Below are 14,567 nucleotides of genomic sequence, written 5' to 3'. Positions count from 1 at the left end.
ACGTCAGCAGGTAATGATGATGCCCGCGTCCTTTGGCCGTGCCTTCTTGCAGAACTTTCTCGGCCAGGCTCCCGCCTGGTACAAGTACACCATCATGAGTTTTCTGGTGATCAACCCCCTGGTCGCCTTCACTTTGGGGCCGGTAGCTGCCGGTTGGTTGCTGCTTGCCGAGTTCATCTTCACCCTGGCGATGGCGCTCAAGTGCTACCCGCTACAGCCCGGTGGTTTGCTGGCCATCGAGGCGGTTCTGATTGGGTTGACCTCTCCAGACACGGTACTGCACAAGGTGGAGGGCAACCTGGAAGTCATGCTGCTGCTTATTTTTATGGTGGCCGGCATTTTCTTTCTCAAGGATCTGCTGCTGTTCATGTTTACCCGCATCCTGCTGGGGGTGAAATCCAAGGTCCGCCTGAGTCTGCTGTTCTGTATCGCAGCTGCCGTGCTCTCTGCCTTCCTGGATGCGCTGACCGTGACCGCAGTAGTGATTGCGGTCTGCACCGGTTTTTATGGTATCTACCACAAGGTTGCTTCCGGCAAGACATTCCAGCAAAAGCATGACCATGGTGATGACACCACCGTAGAAGACCTGCACCGTGAAGATCTGCGCCGATTCCGCTCTTTTCTGCGCAGCCTGCTCATGCACGCTGCTGTGGGTACCGCGCTGGGGGGAGTCTGTACGCTGGTGGGCGAGCCCCAGAACCTGCTGATTGCCAACAAAGCCGGCTGGGAGTTCGGTGAGTTTTTCCTGCGCATGGCCCCCATTACCCTACCCGTTCTGGTAGCAGGCTTGCTCACCTGTGTCTTGCTGGAAATCAGTGGCAGCTTTGGTTACGGGGAAGACATTCCAGAGAAAGTCCGCGGTATCATGCGCCAGTACGCCCTGGAGCAGGATCGCAAACGCACCCCGCAAAACCGTGCGGCCCTGGTTATTCAGGCGCTCACCGCCGTGTGGCTGGTGGTTGGCCTTGCTACCCATGCTGCGTCAGTGGGTCTGGTTGGCCTTACCGTAATCATTCTTGCTACCTCATTTACCGGCATCATCGAAGAGCATCGCTTGGGTGCGGCCTTTGAAGAAGCTCTGCCGTTTACCGCCCTGCTCACCGTGTTCTTCGCCGTAGTAGCTGTAATTGCAGATCAGCAACTGTTTGCGCCAGTGATCGAATATGTACTGAGCCTGGAAAAATCGATACAGGGTCCCGCCTTCTATGTGGCCAATGGTGTGCTCTCTGCGGTTTCCGATAACGTCTTTGTGGCCACGGTTTACGTCGATGAAGTCGGCCAGGCTCTCCTCAAGGGCGAGATCAACCGGGACACCTTTGATCTACTGGCTGTTGCCATTAACACAGGCACCAATATTCCGTCCGTGGCCACGCCCAACGGCCAGGCGGCATTCCTGTTCCTGCTGACGTCTGCCCTGGCACCGCTGGTCAGGTTGTCCTATGGCCGCATGGTGGTCATGGCGCTGCCTTACACCATTGTCATGTCCATTACCGGCCTGATCATGAGCGCCACCGTGCTGGAACCTGCCACCGACGCCATGTATGAGAAGGGCTGGATCAGCCACCACTCCGCCAGCGAGTACACAGATAAGCCGGAGCAAGGGCATTAGATTTAACGCGGCACGCTTCACGCAACATGCTGCACGACCATAACAAAAAGGCCGCACCCTCAGGAGCGGCCTTTTTGTTTATGGGAGGAACTGCCCACTTGAGGGACGAGCCACGCGCAGCGAGGCGACCGGCAGCGGGTAGATTGCAGTTCAGTGCAGTTCGCCTCGCTCCATTTTTTCCCACAAGGTCGGTTCGCCGTTGCTGCTGCCAATAGCACTCATCTTGTCTTTGTGACGGCTCACTTCAGCCTCGGAAGCTCTCACCACCTTCAACGCTGTACGGCCAGCATCAAGACGTCTAATCGCTTCCGCCACTGCAGCCCCTCCCTGATCGGACGCATCACTGCCACCCAGAGAAAGCCTCGTCTGCCCGCCAGTCATGGCCAGATAGACATCTGCGAGGATCTCGGCATCAAGCAAGGCGCCGTGTAACTCACGATGGCCGTTTTCCACATCGTAGCGGCGACACAACGCATCAAGGTTGTTCTTCTGGCCGGGATGTTTCTGGCGGGCCATCACCAGCGTATCAAGTACACCGCAACGCTGCTCGATGGTGCCGAAGGATGTCCCCAGCCGCTTCAACTCATGGTTCAGGAAGCCTACATCGAAGGGGGCGTTATGGATAACCAGTTCAGCGCCATCAACAAAAGCAAGAAACTGGTCAACCACCTTGTCAAAGGTGGGCTTGTCAGCGAGGAATTCGGTGGAGATCCCGTGAACAGCCAAAGCGCCTTCATCAATCTCTCTCTCAGGATTGAGATAGAGATGAAGGTTATTACCGGTAATGCGGCGACTGATCACTTCCACACAACCGATTTCGATCACCCGATGTCCGTCGTTGGGCTCAAGGCCGGTTGTTTCCGTATCCAATACCACCTGACGCATCACGCGATCCCTTTCTGTTTATTCATTTCATCAATCCCTTTGTTGGCGAGCTCATCAGCCCGCTCATTGCCGGGGTGGCCGCTATGGCCCTTTACCCACTGCCACTCTATCTCGTGGGGCGCAGCAGCGGCATCCAGCCTCTGCCATAGATCCACATTTTTGACTGGCTGCTTCGAGGCAGTCTTCCAACCGCGCTTTTTCCAGTTCGCCATCCACTGGGTGATGCCGTCCATGACATAGCGAGAGTCCGTGGTCAGCACCACCTTGCACGGCGTGCGTAGCGCTTCCAACCCGGCAATGGCGGCCATCAGCTCCATGCGGTTATTGGTCGTTTCAGGCTCGCCGCCATGCAGCTCTTTCTGTTTGTCACCGTAACGAAGCAGTACCCCCCAGCCTCCCGGGCCCGGGTTGCCCTTACAGGCACCATCGGTGTACATCACGACTTGTTTTAACTGTTCCAAAAATTCAGGACTCCCGATTTTGTTGGCCCCAACGTGCGACAGGCACCGGCACCACCGTGTTACGCGGCACCTTGCGCTGCCGGGATGGCAGCGGCTTAACCACGCCGGCTCGTTTGCGGGCAACCAGCAGGTAGGTTCCACCATGGCGCGGCCATAGCATGCTACCCAGCCACTCAAACAACCGCATGCGTTGCCGGCCCTGCGATCCAAACGGGATAGTATAAAAGCCGCTGGCCATCCCATCGACCTCAAATCCAAGTACCTGCAGCCAATCTGTGACGCGATTTGGCCGGAAGAAACGCCCGGCCCAGCCTGGACGATGACGCCAGAGGAACCATCGGGCAATGCCCATCATGCTCAGGGGGTGAAAGCCGACGATGGCGATCTTGCCACCCGGTGCAATGGAGCGGCATGCTTCTCTGAGGACCTGATGCGGAGCACCCGCGAAGTCGAGCACATGGTGTAGCAACAGCACATCCACACTGCTTTTTGCCAATGGCAGGCTATCCAGGCGGCTCTGTACGGTTACACCTGGGAAACCTGCCGGCCCGAGAGACATCTTCCAGCGCAAGGGGCAGTCTTCCATGAGGCCCTGCTCACGGCTGCTATAAACGGCCACCGCTCGTTGGCCCACCTGCCTGCGCATCCATTCCTCAAGCATGGTACGCTCTGCATCCAGCAAGGCCTGACCCGGCTCGCTTTCCAGCCATGCATCAAAGTGCTTTTCCTGATCATGATTCCCCGTATTGAACGAGATCCGGTTGAGTGGCGGCAGCTGCATCAGCACAATACCTCTTAGGCTTATTTCAGGAGCGTAACACGTCATGTTAGCCAGCCCCATCGCCATCCCGGCATTTAACGACAACTATATTTGGGCGATCTGCCATGAAGGCCAGTGCGCGGTGGTCGACCCGGGCGATGCGGCACCCGTAGAGCGATTTCTGGAGGAAAAAGGGCTCAATCTGGCGGCAATCCTGATCACTCATCATCATCCAGATCACGTGGGAGGTATCAATGCACTGATTGCTGACCGCCAAATCCCGGTCTATGGGCCGGCCAGGGAGACCATTCCCGGCATGACCTGCCCGCTCGAAGACAACCAGCAAATCACCGTCGATGCATTGGGTATCAGCCTGACGGTGCTCGACGTGCCAGGTCATACCCTCGGTCACATCGCTTATCACGATGCCGACAATGGCTGGTTGTTCTGCGGCGACACCTTGTTTGCCGGGGGCTGCGGCAGGCTATTTGAGGGAACCCCATCACAAATGCACGCATCCCTGCACCGCCTGGCAGAACTCCCGGCACAAACCCAAGTCTACTGTGCCCACGAATACACACTGGCAAATCTGACGTTTGCCATTGCCGTGACCCCTGATGATCAACGGGTTCAGGCACGCTTTGCCGCAGTCACAACAGCGAGAGAACAAGGTCACATTACTCTGCCGACCACCGTCGCCGAGGAGTGCCATACCAACCCATTCTTGCGAACCGCAGAACCCGCCATACAGGCTGCCTGCGAATCCAGGGAACCCGGCAGCGCCAATGACGATGTGCAATACTTTGCATCCTTGCGTCGCTGGAAAGATAACTTCTAGCGTTTTCAGCTTGCTGGCTGCGGATTCTATTCTCTAAACTAAACGAAAATATTTGCTGTACTCATTGATATGAAAAGACTTTTACCCGTGGCCATTCTGGTCAGTCTGGGCGTTTTGTCCGGCTGTGCCACCCACCGCTCAGTGGATGAACTCCCCCCCATGCCGGCCGCAGAGCCGTCCGTGGATGACATGGATTTGGCCAACGGCATGGACGAACCCGCACCCGTTGAGACTGCCCCGGTTGCTGCCACTGACAACGAAGACCTCTGGATACGCCTGCGAGCGGGTTACGGTCTCGATCTGAGCGTGGAAAATGACCGTATTCGTGTACAGCGAGACTGGTACGCTCGACACCCCAAATACTTCCAGCGTGTCACCACACGCTCCGAGCGCTACCTGCACTACATCGTTGAACAGGCAGAACAACGGGACATGCCCCTTGAACTTGCCCTGCTGCCCATCGTGGAAAGCGCCTTTGACCCCTTCGCCTACTCCCATGGCCGCGCTGCAGGCCCCTGGCAGTTCATCCCCTCTACGGGTGACTATTTCGGTCTCCACCGGACCTGGTGGGAAGATCAGCGCCGCGATGTGATGAAATCCACCAACGCGGCACTGGATTATCTGCAAAAGCTGGCCAACCGTTTCGATGGCGACTGGTTGCTCGCCCTCGCCTCCTATAATGCAGGCGGCGGTACAGTATCGCGCGCCATTCGCAAGAATGAAGAAGCCGGCAAACCCACCGATTTCTGGAACCTGAAGCTGCCCCGGGAAACCACCGCCTACGTCCCCAAGCTGATCGCCATCGCCCAGATCGTCAAGGACCCGGAAGCCTACAACGTCCCGTTGCAACCTATTCGCAACGAACCCTACTTCGCGCAGGTGAATACTGGAGGCCAGATCGATCTGGCCCAGGCGGCCAAACTGGCCGATATTTCCATCGAAGAACTGTACCTGCTCAACCCCTCCTATAACCGTTGGGCCACCTCTCCAGATGGCCCTCATAACCTGCTGGTGCCGGTAGACAGAGCCGAAGCATTCAGCACAGCCCTGGCCGAGCTGCCTGCAGATCAGCGCATGCAGTGGGCGCGCTATGAAATCCGTCCGGGCGACAACCTGGGCGCTATTGCCCGCCGCTACCGCACCACCCCTGAGGTGCTGCGCAGCATCAACCACCTCAAAAACAACACCATCATTGCCGGGCGCACTCTGCTGATACCCGGCCCTGCGGCAGGCAAGGATACCTATACCCTGAGCGCGGAGTCCCGGCTCGCAGACAACCAGAATCGCCAGCGTGACGGCCGCCAGAAATTGAGCCACACCGTTCGTTCCGGCGATACGCTGTGGGAGATTTCCCGTCAGTACAAGGTGGGCGTGAAAGAGCTGGCCCGCTGGAACAACATGGCACCCGGTGACAGCCTCAAGATTGGCCAGACCCTGGCGGTCTGGACCAAAGGCAGCAGCGCCACAGCAACTGCCGCCACCAGCCGCAGCGACAGCAATATGGTTCGCCAGGTGCGCTACTCCGTTCGCAACGGAGATTCCTTGTATGCCATTGCAGACCGCTTTAATGTATCGGTTAACGACATTCGCAGCTGGAACAGCAAAGTAGCCAGCAAACGATACATTCAACCCGGGCAACGGCTGACACTCTACGTTGATATTCACCAATCCTACTAAGACCTTATTAGCCTCCCTGTTCTGCCTGTGCTTCAGCATCGTTCCGCTGGCACAGGCGGAAGAGTCCGACATCACTCGCAGCCATGGCTATCACCCCTTCGGTGACCTGAAGTATCCCGCTGACTTCCAGCACTTCGACTACGTTAACCCCAATGCCCCCAAGGGCGGCAGCATTACCCTGTTTGGCAACGGCACCTTTGATAGCCTCAACCCCTATATTCTGAAAGGCATCAGCCCCTCGGACACGCCCGGCATCCAGATGTATGGCGTCACAGAAATTGCCGATAGCCTGTTGATGGGCAATCAGCCCCATAATCCTCTTGGTGATGAAGCCGGCGCTGCCTACGGGCTGATTGCAGACTGGATCGAATACCCTGAGGACCGCAGCTGGTGTATTTTCCACCTTCGTGACCAGGCTCGCTTTCATGATGGCGAACCGATTCGCGCGGATGATGTGGTCTTTTCTTTCGAGATACTCAACAGCAAGGGGCATCCTGAGTACAGCCTGCGCCTGTCAGATGTAAAAAGCGTGGAGGCGCTGGATGCCCAGACCGTCAAGTTTACGTTCACAGAAGGCCGCCGGGATTTGCCGCTGGTGGTGGGAGCCATCCCGATTTTACCGAAACACTATTGGCAATCTCATGATTTTGAACGCACCACGCTGGAAGCCCCGGTTTCAAGTGGCCCCTATCGCATCAGCCATATACAGGGCGGCAAACAGGTTACCTTTGAGCGAGTAAAAGACTACTGGGCAAAAGACCTGCCGGTTAACCGTGGCCGGTATAATTTCGACAACGTCATTTTCGAGTTTTTCCGCGATGCCGATGTGGGCTTTGAAGCCTTCAAAAGCGGCGGCTACGATCTGCATTACACCTACAGCTCCAAGCGATGGGCCACCGGCTTTGATTTTGCCGCACTCAGAGACGGCAGGGTTAATAAGGCCGAGATCCCTCACCAGATCCCCAGACCCGTACAGGCCTTTTTCCTCAATAGCCGACGTCCTCCCTTCAATGACGCCAAAGTTCGCCAGGCAGTAAGCCTGCTTTTTGATTTTGAATGGTCAAACCGCAACCTGTTCGCCGATGCCTATACCCGCACCGTCAGCTGGTTCCCCAATAGTCCATACAGCGCAACCGTTCCTGCCAGCGATGACGAAAAGGCTCTGCTGGCCAGTTTTAACTCACAGCTCCCTTCTGACTATTTTTCTGCCAGCATTACCCCGCCCGTCAACGATGGCAGCGGCCAGATTCGCAACCGCATGCGCGAGGCCCTGACACTGCTTAAAGAAAGCGGCTGGCAGCTAAAAGACAACAAGTTGGTGGATAAAAAGGGAACCGCGCTGAAATTCACCGTACTCAATTACCACAATCCAGGCATTTACCGCATCCTGGCGCCCTGGTTCCGCAACCTGGAACGCCTGGGCATCGAAGCCGAATATCGCGAAGTAGACCCCGCTGCCTATAAAGAAAAACTGGATAATTTCGAATACGATGCAGTGATGTTTGTCCTGCCTATTCGGGACTACCCCGGCCCGGAATTAAAGGACTATTTCCTTTCTTCCAGTTCTGGTGTTTCTGGTAGCCGAAACCTGGCAGGCATCGATGATCCCATTGTCGATTTTCTGGTGAAGCGTGCACTGGCCGCAAACAATGAAGCGGCGTACACCTTGGCATTACACGCCCTGGATCGCCGTTTGCGCTACCAGCATTACGGGGTACTGAACTATCATATCCGCCATCACAGAATTGCCTGGTGGGACAAGTTCGACCGTCCAGAGGAACCAATCCCCTTCGGATTCGGTCTGGACACATGGTGGACGAAAAAATAACAAGGAGTCGATATGGCCAATCACGGCACCATTCACACACGAATGCTGCGTGGGCTGATCATTGGCCTGTGCCTTTGCACAGGCCTGGCAGATGCCGCTATCAACAAGGGTCATGCCATCGCCATGCATGGCGAGCCCCTCTACCCCGCTGACTTCAAACACTTCCGGTATACCAATCCGGAGGCGCCTAAAGGCGGCAGCCTACGGCTCCATGTGGTCGGTAGCTTCGATAGCCTGAACCCCTTTGTGCCGAAAGGTCGCCCCGCTGCCGGCATGGGGGCCACAGATAATTCGCACCTGTACGACTCGCTGACCGTACGCGGCGAGGATGAGCCATTTACGCAGTACGGTCTACTGGCCAAAACTATCGAGTGGCCTGAGGACCGCAGCTGGGTGCGTTATCATCTAAACGATAAGGCCACCTTTTCAGACGGCCATCCGGTCCGTGCTGAAGATGTGGCCTGGACCTTTAAAACCCTGCTGGACAAAGGGCATCCTTTTTACAGCTTTTACTACGCAGAAGTAAAAGAAGTGGAAGTGAACGATCCCCTTACAGTGACGTTTCGTTTCGACAAGGATAGCGTCAACAAAGAGCTCCCCCTGATTATCGGCCAGCTACCAATCTTGCCCAAACATATCTGGGCAGATAAGGAATTCGAGAAGGCAGGCATGACTATCCCGGTTGGCTCTGGGCCATACCGGGTTGCCAGCGCCGATCCTGGCAAGAAGATTGTCTATCAGCGTCGGGATGACTACTGGGCAAAAGACTTGCCGGTGATGAAAGGCCGCAACAATTTCGACACCATCAGCTACGATTACTACCTTGATGCCAATGTGGCCCTTGAAGCCTTCAAAGGCGGTAATTACGACTGGCGCAACGAAAACAACTCAAAAGAATGGGCCACCTCCTACAAAGGACCGGCTTTTAGTAAAGGGATCATCAAGACCGAGTCGGTCACTCATCATAATCCCTGGGGCGCTCAAGGTTTCCTGTTCAACTTGCGCAAACCTCTTTTCGAAGACATTGTGCTTCGCAAGGCCATCGGCTTTGCCTTCGACTTTGAATGGTCAAACAACAATCTTTTCTACGGGCAATACAAGCGCAACCGTAGCTACTTCGAAAACTCGGACATGGCCGCTACAGGACTCCCCTCTGAAGCGGAACTTGCCCTGCTGGAACCGTTTCGGGAGCAACTGCCCGCCGCCGTATTCGACAAGGAATATCAGCCACCGAAGAGCGATGGTTCAGGTCGGCCACGAGAAAACCTGCGTGAAGCGCAGCAATTACTGAAAGCTGCGGGGTACCAATTCCGGGATGGCAACCTGTTCTCCCCTGCAGGCAAGCCGGTGACTTTCGAAATCATGCTTGGCTCCCCTGCTTTCGAGCGAATTGTCCTGCCGTTTTCGCGTAACCTGAAAGCCTTGGGAATTACCGCCAAGGTTGTGACTATCGACTCTGCCCAATATGTGGAGCGCATCCGCAATTTCGAGTTTGATATGGTGGTTGGACGAATCGGCCAATCCAGTTCCCCCGGCAATGAGCAGAAAGAATACTGGAGCAGCGAAGCCGCCAAGCATCCTGGCAGCCGAAATACGATTGGCATCCAGAACCCGGTAGTGGATGCGCTGGTCGACAAGATCATTGCCGCACCCGACCGTGAGGCACTGATCAACAGCTGCAAAGCGCTGGACCGGGTACTGCAGTGGAACTACTACAGCGTACTGAACTGGTATACGGATCAACATCGCATCGCCTACCAATCACGCTTGCGCCACCCGGATTTCGGCAAATACGTGGGCGGGGATACCTCTCTTGATACCTGGTGGGACAGCACAGCCAAATGAAGCTTTATATCGGCAAACGCCTGTTGCTGGTGATCCCCACTCTGCTCGGCATTCTACTGCTCAATTTTGCCATTATCCAAGCCGCGCCAGGGGGACCTGTTGAAAAAACCCTGGCAGAACTTCAAGGCATAGGCACTGGTGGAACGGGAAGCAGTTTTGCTGGCGGCAGCGCCGACACAATGACAGGTGGGGATTACCAAAGTGCCAAAGGAATGCCTCCTGAACTGGTAGAGCGCATCAAGAAGATGTACGGCTTCGACAAGCCTGCCCATGAGCGTTTCTGGCTAATGCTGAAAAATTATTTCACCGGTAATTTCGGTGAATCCTACTATCGGGACCGTTCAGTAACAGAACTGATCATTGAACGTCTTCCCGTATCGATCTCCCTCGGGCTGTGGAGCACCATGATTGCCTATCTGGTGTCCATTCCTCTTGGCATTCGCAAAGCAGTACAGGATGGTAGCCGCTTCGATGTATGGAGCAGTACCGCTATCATTATCGGTTTCGCCATCCCCAGCTTCCTGCTTGGCTTGTTACTGATTGTCGTGTTTGCCGGTGGTTCTTATTTTGAGTTGTTTCCGCTACGCGGACTCACTTCGGACAACTTTGAAGAGATGAGCATGTTAGGCAAAATTGGCGATTACCTATGGCATATTACTCTGCCCACCATCGCTATCGTAGCCGGCAACTTTGCAGCCCTGACGATGCTGACTAAAAACTCATTCATGGATGAAATCCGCAAACAGTATGTACAGACAGCGCGCGCCAAGGGATTAACTGAGAAACAAGTGCTCTATGGTCACGTTTTCCGTAATGCCATGCTTATCATCATTGCCGGTTTCCCCGCTGCTTTTATTAGTATGTTCTTTACCGGTGTGATGCTGATTGAATACATTTTCTCCCTTGATGGCATTGGTCTGCTCGGTTTCGAGGCCGTGATCAGCCGTGATTACCCGGTGGTTTTTGGCACCCTGTTTATCTTCACCTTGATTGGCCTGGTGATGAAGTTGGTCAGCGACCTCACCTACATGTTGGTAGATCCCCGCATTGATTTCGAGCGGAGGGATCACTGATGAGATTCTCCCTCCTTCCTGAGCAATTCAGGAACAACCCTGTGTGGGCCAGACAGTGGCGAGCATTCCGTAGCAACCGTCGCGGTTACTGGTCCCTTTGGATTTTCCTGGTTCTGTTTACCATCAGCCTCGGTGCAGAACTTGTAGCCAACGAAAAACCACTGCTTGTCAGCTATGATGGCGATTTTTTTGTGCCGGTGCTTAATACTTATCCAGAAACTGCCTTTGGCGGTTTCTTCGAGTCTGAAGCTAACTACCGGGACCCAGTGGTTGCTGATTTGATCAATGAAAAAGGTTGGATGGTCTGGCCGCCCATTCGCTTCAGTCATAACACCATCAATTATGATCTAGATGTCCCTTCCCCTGCCCCGCCTTCGGCGGAAAACTGGCTGGGGACCGACGACCAGGGTCGTGACATCCTCGCCGGCCTTCTCTACGGTTTTCGTATCTCAGTGTTATTTGGACTAATTTTAACTTTGCTATCAAGCATTGTTGGCATCATGGTCGGTGCCGTTCAGGGTTATTACGGCGGCAAACTGGATCTTTTCGGACAGCGTTTTATCGAGATCTGGTCTAGCATGCCGCAACTCTACCTGATTATTATCATTTCCAGCTTTATAGTGCCCAGTTTCTGGACCCTGCTGGTGATCATGTTGCTGTTTTCCTGGATGGCGCTTGTCGATCTTGTGCGCGCAGAATTCCTGCGCTGCCGCAATATGGACTATGTTCGTTCAGCCAAAGCAATGGGGGTACGTTCACCAGTAATCATGTTCCGCCATATGCTCCCCAACGCTATGGTCGCAACACTTACGTTTCTGCCGTTCATTCTTAACGGTTCTGTGGTGACCCTCACCTCTCTTGATTTCATCGGCTTCGGGCTCCCGCCAGATGCGCCGTCCCTGGGCCGCCTTGTCGGCCAGGGTAAAGCCAATCTTCATGCTCCCTGGATCGGTATCAGCGTGTTCGCCACCCTGACCATCATGTTGACGCTGCTGGTCTATATTGGTGAAGCCATCCGTGATGCCTTCGACACAAGGAAGTTCCTGCAATGAGTCTGCTCAGTGTTCGCGGGTTGACCATTCGTTTTGCTGGTCAGGCTGCCGTCGACAACATGGATCTGGATCTGGAGCCCGGGCGTATGCTGGCCCTGGTAGGCGAATCCGGCTCAGGAAAATCACTGACCGCCTTGTCCTTTCTGGATTTATTGCCTGATGCGGCACAATGGTCTGCGAGCAGCATGACCCTGGACGGCGAAAACCTTCTCAACCTTAACGAGCAGCAGAAGCGGGGCCTGCGTGGCGGTCGCATCGGCATGATTTTCCAGGAGCCACTCACCGCCCTGAACCCACTGCATAACGTGGAAAAGCAGATCACCGAAGGTCTGTTCATTCATCAGGGTATGAGTCAGACCCGGGCAAGAGAACGCTGCAAAGCGTTACTGCGGCAGGTGGAACTACCGGATACCGCAGATATGCTGCAACGCTATCCTCATCAGCTCAGCGGTGGCCAACGGCAGCGGGTCATGATTGCCATGGCATTGGCCAATGATCCGCAAATTCTGATTGCTGACGAACCCACCACCGCGCTGGATGTCACCGTGCAGGAAACCATCCTCACGCTGATCAAGCGCCTGCAAAGCGATCTGGGCCTGTCGATCCTGCTCATAAGCCATGACCTGGGCGTGGTCAGTCGTTTTGCTGACGACATCATCGTCATGCATCAAGGAAAACGAGTTGAAGCCGGTGCCACTGAGCATGTTCTGGCCAATCCGCAGGAAGACTACACACGACACCTGCTGGACTCCGAACCCAGCGGCAGAATGCCTCCCCTGGCGACAGATAGCCCGGTGCTGCTGCAGGCCGACAACATTGAAGTCGCTTTCAAGGGCAAACGTACACGTCTTTTTGAAGCCCCTCCGCTGTTTCGAGCGGTCGATAGAATCAGCCTTTCTCTCCACAAGGGAGAAACACTGGGGATTGTGGGTGAATCTGGCTCCGGGAAATCCACATTGGCACTGGCCCTGCTGCGCCTGATTGGCAGTAAAGGCAGTATCTCACTTGACGGTGAGCAGCTGGACAACCTCAGCCAAGGTGCATTGCGCCCTTGGCGACGGCGCATGCAGGTAGTCTTCCAGGACCCTTTTGGGAGCCTGAACCCGCGTATGACCGTTGGCCAAATCATTGCGGAAGGCCTGGCTGTGCATGAGCCTTCCCTAGCCCGTACCGAGCGGGAAAGTCGTGCAGCGGCGCTGCTTGAAGAAGTCGGATTATCAGCAGAAACCCGCTATCGCTACCCCCACGAATTCTCGGGGGGCCAGCGCCAGCGCATTGCTATCGCAAGGGCATTGATCCTTCAGCCTGACTTACTGATCCTTGACGAACCGACATCCGCCCTGGATCGCAGCGTTCAATACCAGATTCTGGAGTTGCTGAAAGCACTTCAGGAACGGCATGGCCTTAGTTACCTGTTCATTAGCCACGATCTCAAGGTGATCCGTGCCATTTGCCACCGGGTCATGGTCATGAAAGATGGGAAAGTGGTGGAGCAAGGCAGTGTGGACTCTATCTTCGGCTCACCAGAGCAAGCCTACACACAGAAACTGATTGCTGCGGCCCTTGCCTGATCATGTCGGGCGAGGAAACACACCGTTGCATTTGAGTTTGCACAGGATCACGTCAGGAACCGAGAAATTGCCTATACTTGGCCGCAAACGGCCCCTGACCAGATACACCGGGAAACCATTACACGATTCGAGGGACAATCATGGGATTTCTTGCAGGTAAACGCTATCTGATCGTTGGCATTGCCAGCGACCGCTCCATCGCGACAGGCATCGCCGAAGCCATGCACCGCGAAGGCGCCGAACTGGCCTTCACCTACCAGAACGACAAGCTGAAAAGCCGGGTAGAAAAAGCGGCAGATCGTTATGGCAGCAGCGCGGAGTTCTGCTTCCCCTGTGATGTGACCAATGATGACGAGATCAAAGCCGTTTTCGCCGGCCTGAGCCAGAAATGGGATGGCCTGGACGGCATCATTCATGCGGTTGGCTTTGCTCCTGCCCACGAGCTTGACGGCAACTTCGTGGACGTGGCTACCCGTGAGGGCTTCAAGATCGCCCACGATATCTCCAGCTACAGCTTTGTGGCGTTGGCACAGGCGGGTCACGAGATGATGAAAGGTCGTAACGCCGCCCTGCTGACCTTGAGCTACCATGCTGCTCGCCAGTCCGTGCCGAACTACAACGTGATGGGGCTTGCCAAGGCCAGCCTGGAGGCTTCTGTTCGTTACCTGGCTGCCAGCATGGGACCGGAGGGTATCCGCGTGAACGGCATCTCCGCCGGTCCGATTCGCACCCTCGCTGCTTCCGGCATCAAGAAATTCCGCTCCATGCTGGACTACAACGCAGCCAAGGCACCGCTGCGTCGTAACGTGACCATTGAAGAAGTAGGCAATACCGCAGCCTTTCTGTGCTCGGATCTGGCCTCCGGTATCACCGGCGAGATCACCTACGTGGATGCAGGTGCCAGCACGGTTTCCATGCCGTTTGAGCTGGAAGCTGAGTAACAGTAGCACCAGGGCCAGCGGGTCAAG

12 protein-coding genes are annotated in these 14,567 nt (G+C 55.4%); 9 read left to right on the top strand and 3 right to left on the bottom strand.

Annotation, left to right across the window (positions count from 1 at the left end; translation table 11 throughout):
* Positions 1–19: 19 nt before the first annotated feature.
* Positions 20–1,609 (top strand): sodium/proton antiporter NhaB, encoded by a 1,590-nt coding sequence (gene nhaB, locus Y5S_RS04705; protein ID WP_035230909.1) that lies wholly within the window; start codon positions 20–22, stop codon positions 1,607–1,609.
* A gap of 150 nt (positions 1,610–1,759) precedes the next feature.
* Here nhaB and dnaQ read toward each other — a convergent pair whose 3' ends face one another.
* From dnaQ to Y5S_RS04690, 3 genes are read right to left on the bottom strand one after another with little or no spacing between them, the layout of a single operon-like run.
* The gene (dnaQ, locus tag Y5S_RS04700) at positions 1,760–2,494 is read right to left on the bottom strand and encodes a DNA polymerase III subunit epsilon (RefSeq protein WP_035230907.1); all 735 of its coding nucleotides are present in this window, start codon (positions 2,492–2,494) and stop codon (positions 1,760–1,762) included.
* The gene (gene rnhA / locus Y5S_RS04695; protein WP_269319429.1) at positions 2,494–2,955 is read right to left on the bottom strand and encodes a ribonuclease HI; all 462 of its coding nucleotides are present in this window, start codon (positions 2,953–2,955) and stop codon (positions 2,494–2,496) included. The genes dnaQ and rnhA overlap by 1 nt, the downstream gene beginning before the upstream one ends.
* A 4-nt stretch (positions 2,956–2,959) precedes the next feature.
* The gene (locus Y5S_RS04690) at positions 2,960–3,736 is read right to left on the bottom strand and encodes a class I SAM-dependent methyltransferase (RefSeq protein ID WP_035230903.1); all 777 of its coding nucleotides are present in this window, start codon (positions 3,734–3,736) and stop codon (positions 2,960–2,962) included.
* Positions 3,737–3,779: 43 nt separating this feature from the next.
* Between Y5S_RS04690 and gloB the strand changes: the two genes are divergently transcribed.
* From gloB to Y5S_RS04650, 8 genes are all read left to right on the top strand, one after another.
* Positions 3,780–4,553 (top strand): hydroxyacylglutathione hydrolase, encoded by a 774-nt coding sequence (gloB, locus tag Y5S_RS04685; protein WP_035230901.1) that lies wholly within the window; start codon positions 3,780–3,782, stop codon positions 4,551–4,553.
* 69 nt (positions 4,554–4,622) lie between these two features.
* Entirely contained in the window at positions 4,623–6,230 is a 1,608-nt protein-coding gene (locus Y5S_RS04680; RefSeq protein WP_035230899.1) for a lytic transglycosylase, read from the top strand.
* A complete protein-coding gene (locus Y5S_RS04675; protein ID WP_231552626.1) occupies positions 6,208–8,058 on the top strand; it encodes an extracellular solute-binding protein in 1,851 nt (616 codons plus the stop codon). Before Y5S_RS04680 ends, Y5S_RS04675 begins: the two co-directional genes overlap by 23 nt.
* Before the next feature lie 12 nt (positions 8,059–8,070).
* The gene (locus tag Y5S_RS04670; RefSeq protein ID WP_035230898.1) at positions 8,071–9,903 is read left to right on the top strand and encodes an extracellular solute-binding protein; all 1,833 of its coding nucleotides are present in this window, start codon (positions 8,071–8,073) and stop codon (positions 9,901–9,903) included.
* The gene (locus Y5S_RS04665; RefSeq protein WP_035230897.1) at positions 9,900–10,976 is read left to right on the top strand and encodes a microcin C ABC transporter permease YejB; all 1,077 of its coding nucleotides are present in this window, start codon (positions 9,900–9,902) and stop codon (positions 10,974–10,976) included. Before Y5S_RS04670 ends, Y5S_RS04665 begins: the two co-directional genes overlap by 4 nt.
* Entirely contained in the window at positions 10,976–12,028 is a 1,053-nt protein-coding gene (locus Y5S_RS04660; protein WP_035230895.1) for an ABC transporter permease, read from the top strand. The genes Y5S_RS04665 and Y5S_RS04660 overlap by 1 nt, the downstream gene beginning before the upstream one ends.
* Positions 12,025–13,599, top strand: a complete 1,575-nt coding sequence (locus tag Y5S_RS20085) for an ABC transporter ATP-binding protein (RefSeq protein ID WP_035230893.1) — start codon at positions 12,025–12,027, stop codon at positions 13,597–13,599. Before Y5S_RS04660 ends, Y5S_RS20085 begins: the two co-directional genes overlap by 4 nt.
* A gap of 140 nt (positions 13,600–13,739) precedes the next feature.
* Positions 13,740–14,540, top strand: coding sequence for an enoyl-ACP reductase FabI (locus Y5S_RS04650; RefSeq protein ID WP_035230892.1), 801 nt, complete (start codon positions 13,740–13,742; stop codon positions 14,538–14,540).
* Positions 14,541–14,567: the final 27 nt, after the last annotated feature.

Origin of the sequence: Alcanivorax nanhaiticus, from assembly GCF_000756665.1 — a bacterium.
GTDB lineage: Bacteria > Pseudomonadota > Gammaproteobacteria > Pseudomonadales > Alcanivoracaceae > Alcanivorax > Alcanivorax nanhaiticus.
Note: the sequence above shows the minus strand (reverse complement) of the source record. Positions and strands in the feature narration are given on the sequence as shown.

What these genes read in the sequence shown, in the direction of transcription:
- nhaB (WP_035230909.1), top strand. Translation starts at nt 20, where the DNA reads ATGCCCGCGTCCTTTGGCCGTGCCTTCTTGCAGAACTTTCTCGGCCAG.
- dnaQ (WP_035230907.1), bottom strand. Translation starts at nt 2,494, where the DNA reads ATGCGTCAGGTGGTATTGGATACGGAAACAACCGGCCTTGAGCCCAAC.
- Y5S_RS04690 (WP_035230903.1), bottom strand. Translation starts at nt 3,736, where the DNA reads ATGCAGCTGCCGCCACTCAACCGGATCTCGTTCAATACGGGGAATCAT.
- gloB (WP_035230901.1), top strand. Translation starts at nt 3,780, where the DNA reads ATGTTAGCCAGCCCCATCGCCATCCCGGCATTTAACGACAACTATATT.
- Y5S_RS04680 (WP_035230899.1), top strand. Translation starts at nt 4,623, where the DNA reads ATGAAAAGACTTTTACCCGTGGCCATTCTGGTCAGTCTGGGCGTTTTG.
- Y5S_RS04670 (WP_035230898.1), top strand. Translation starts at nt 8,071, where the DNA reads ATGGCCAATCACGGCACCATTCACACACGAATGCTGCGTGGGCTGATC.
- Y5S_RS04665 (WP_035230897.1), top strand. Translation starts at nt 9,900, where the DNA reads ATGAAGCTTTATATCGGCAAACGCCTGTTGCTGGTGATCCCCACTCTG.
- Y5S_RS04660 (WP_035230895.1), top strand. Translation starts at nt 10,976, where the DNA reads ATGAGATTCTCCCTCCTTCCTGAGCAATTCAGGAACAACCCTGTGTGG.
- Y5S_RS20085 (WP_035230893.1), top strand. Translation starts at nt 12,025, where the DNA reads ATGAGTCTGCTCAGTGTTCGCGGGTTGACCATTCGTTTTGCTGGTCAG.
- Y5S_RS04650 (WP_035230892.1), top strand. Translation starts at nt 13,740, where the DNA reads ATGGGATTTCTTGCAGGTAAACGCTATCTGATCGTTGGCATTGCCAGC.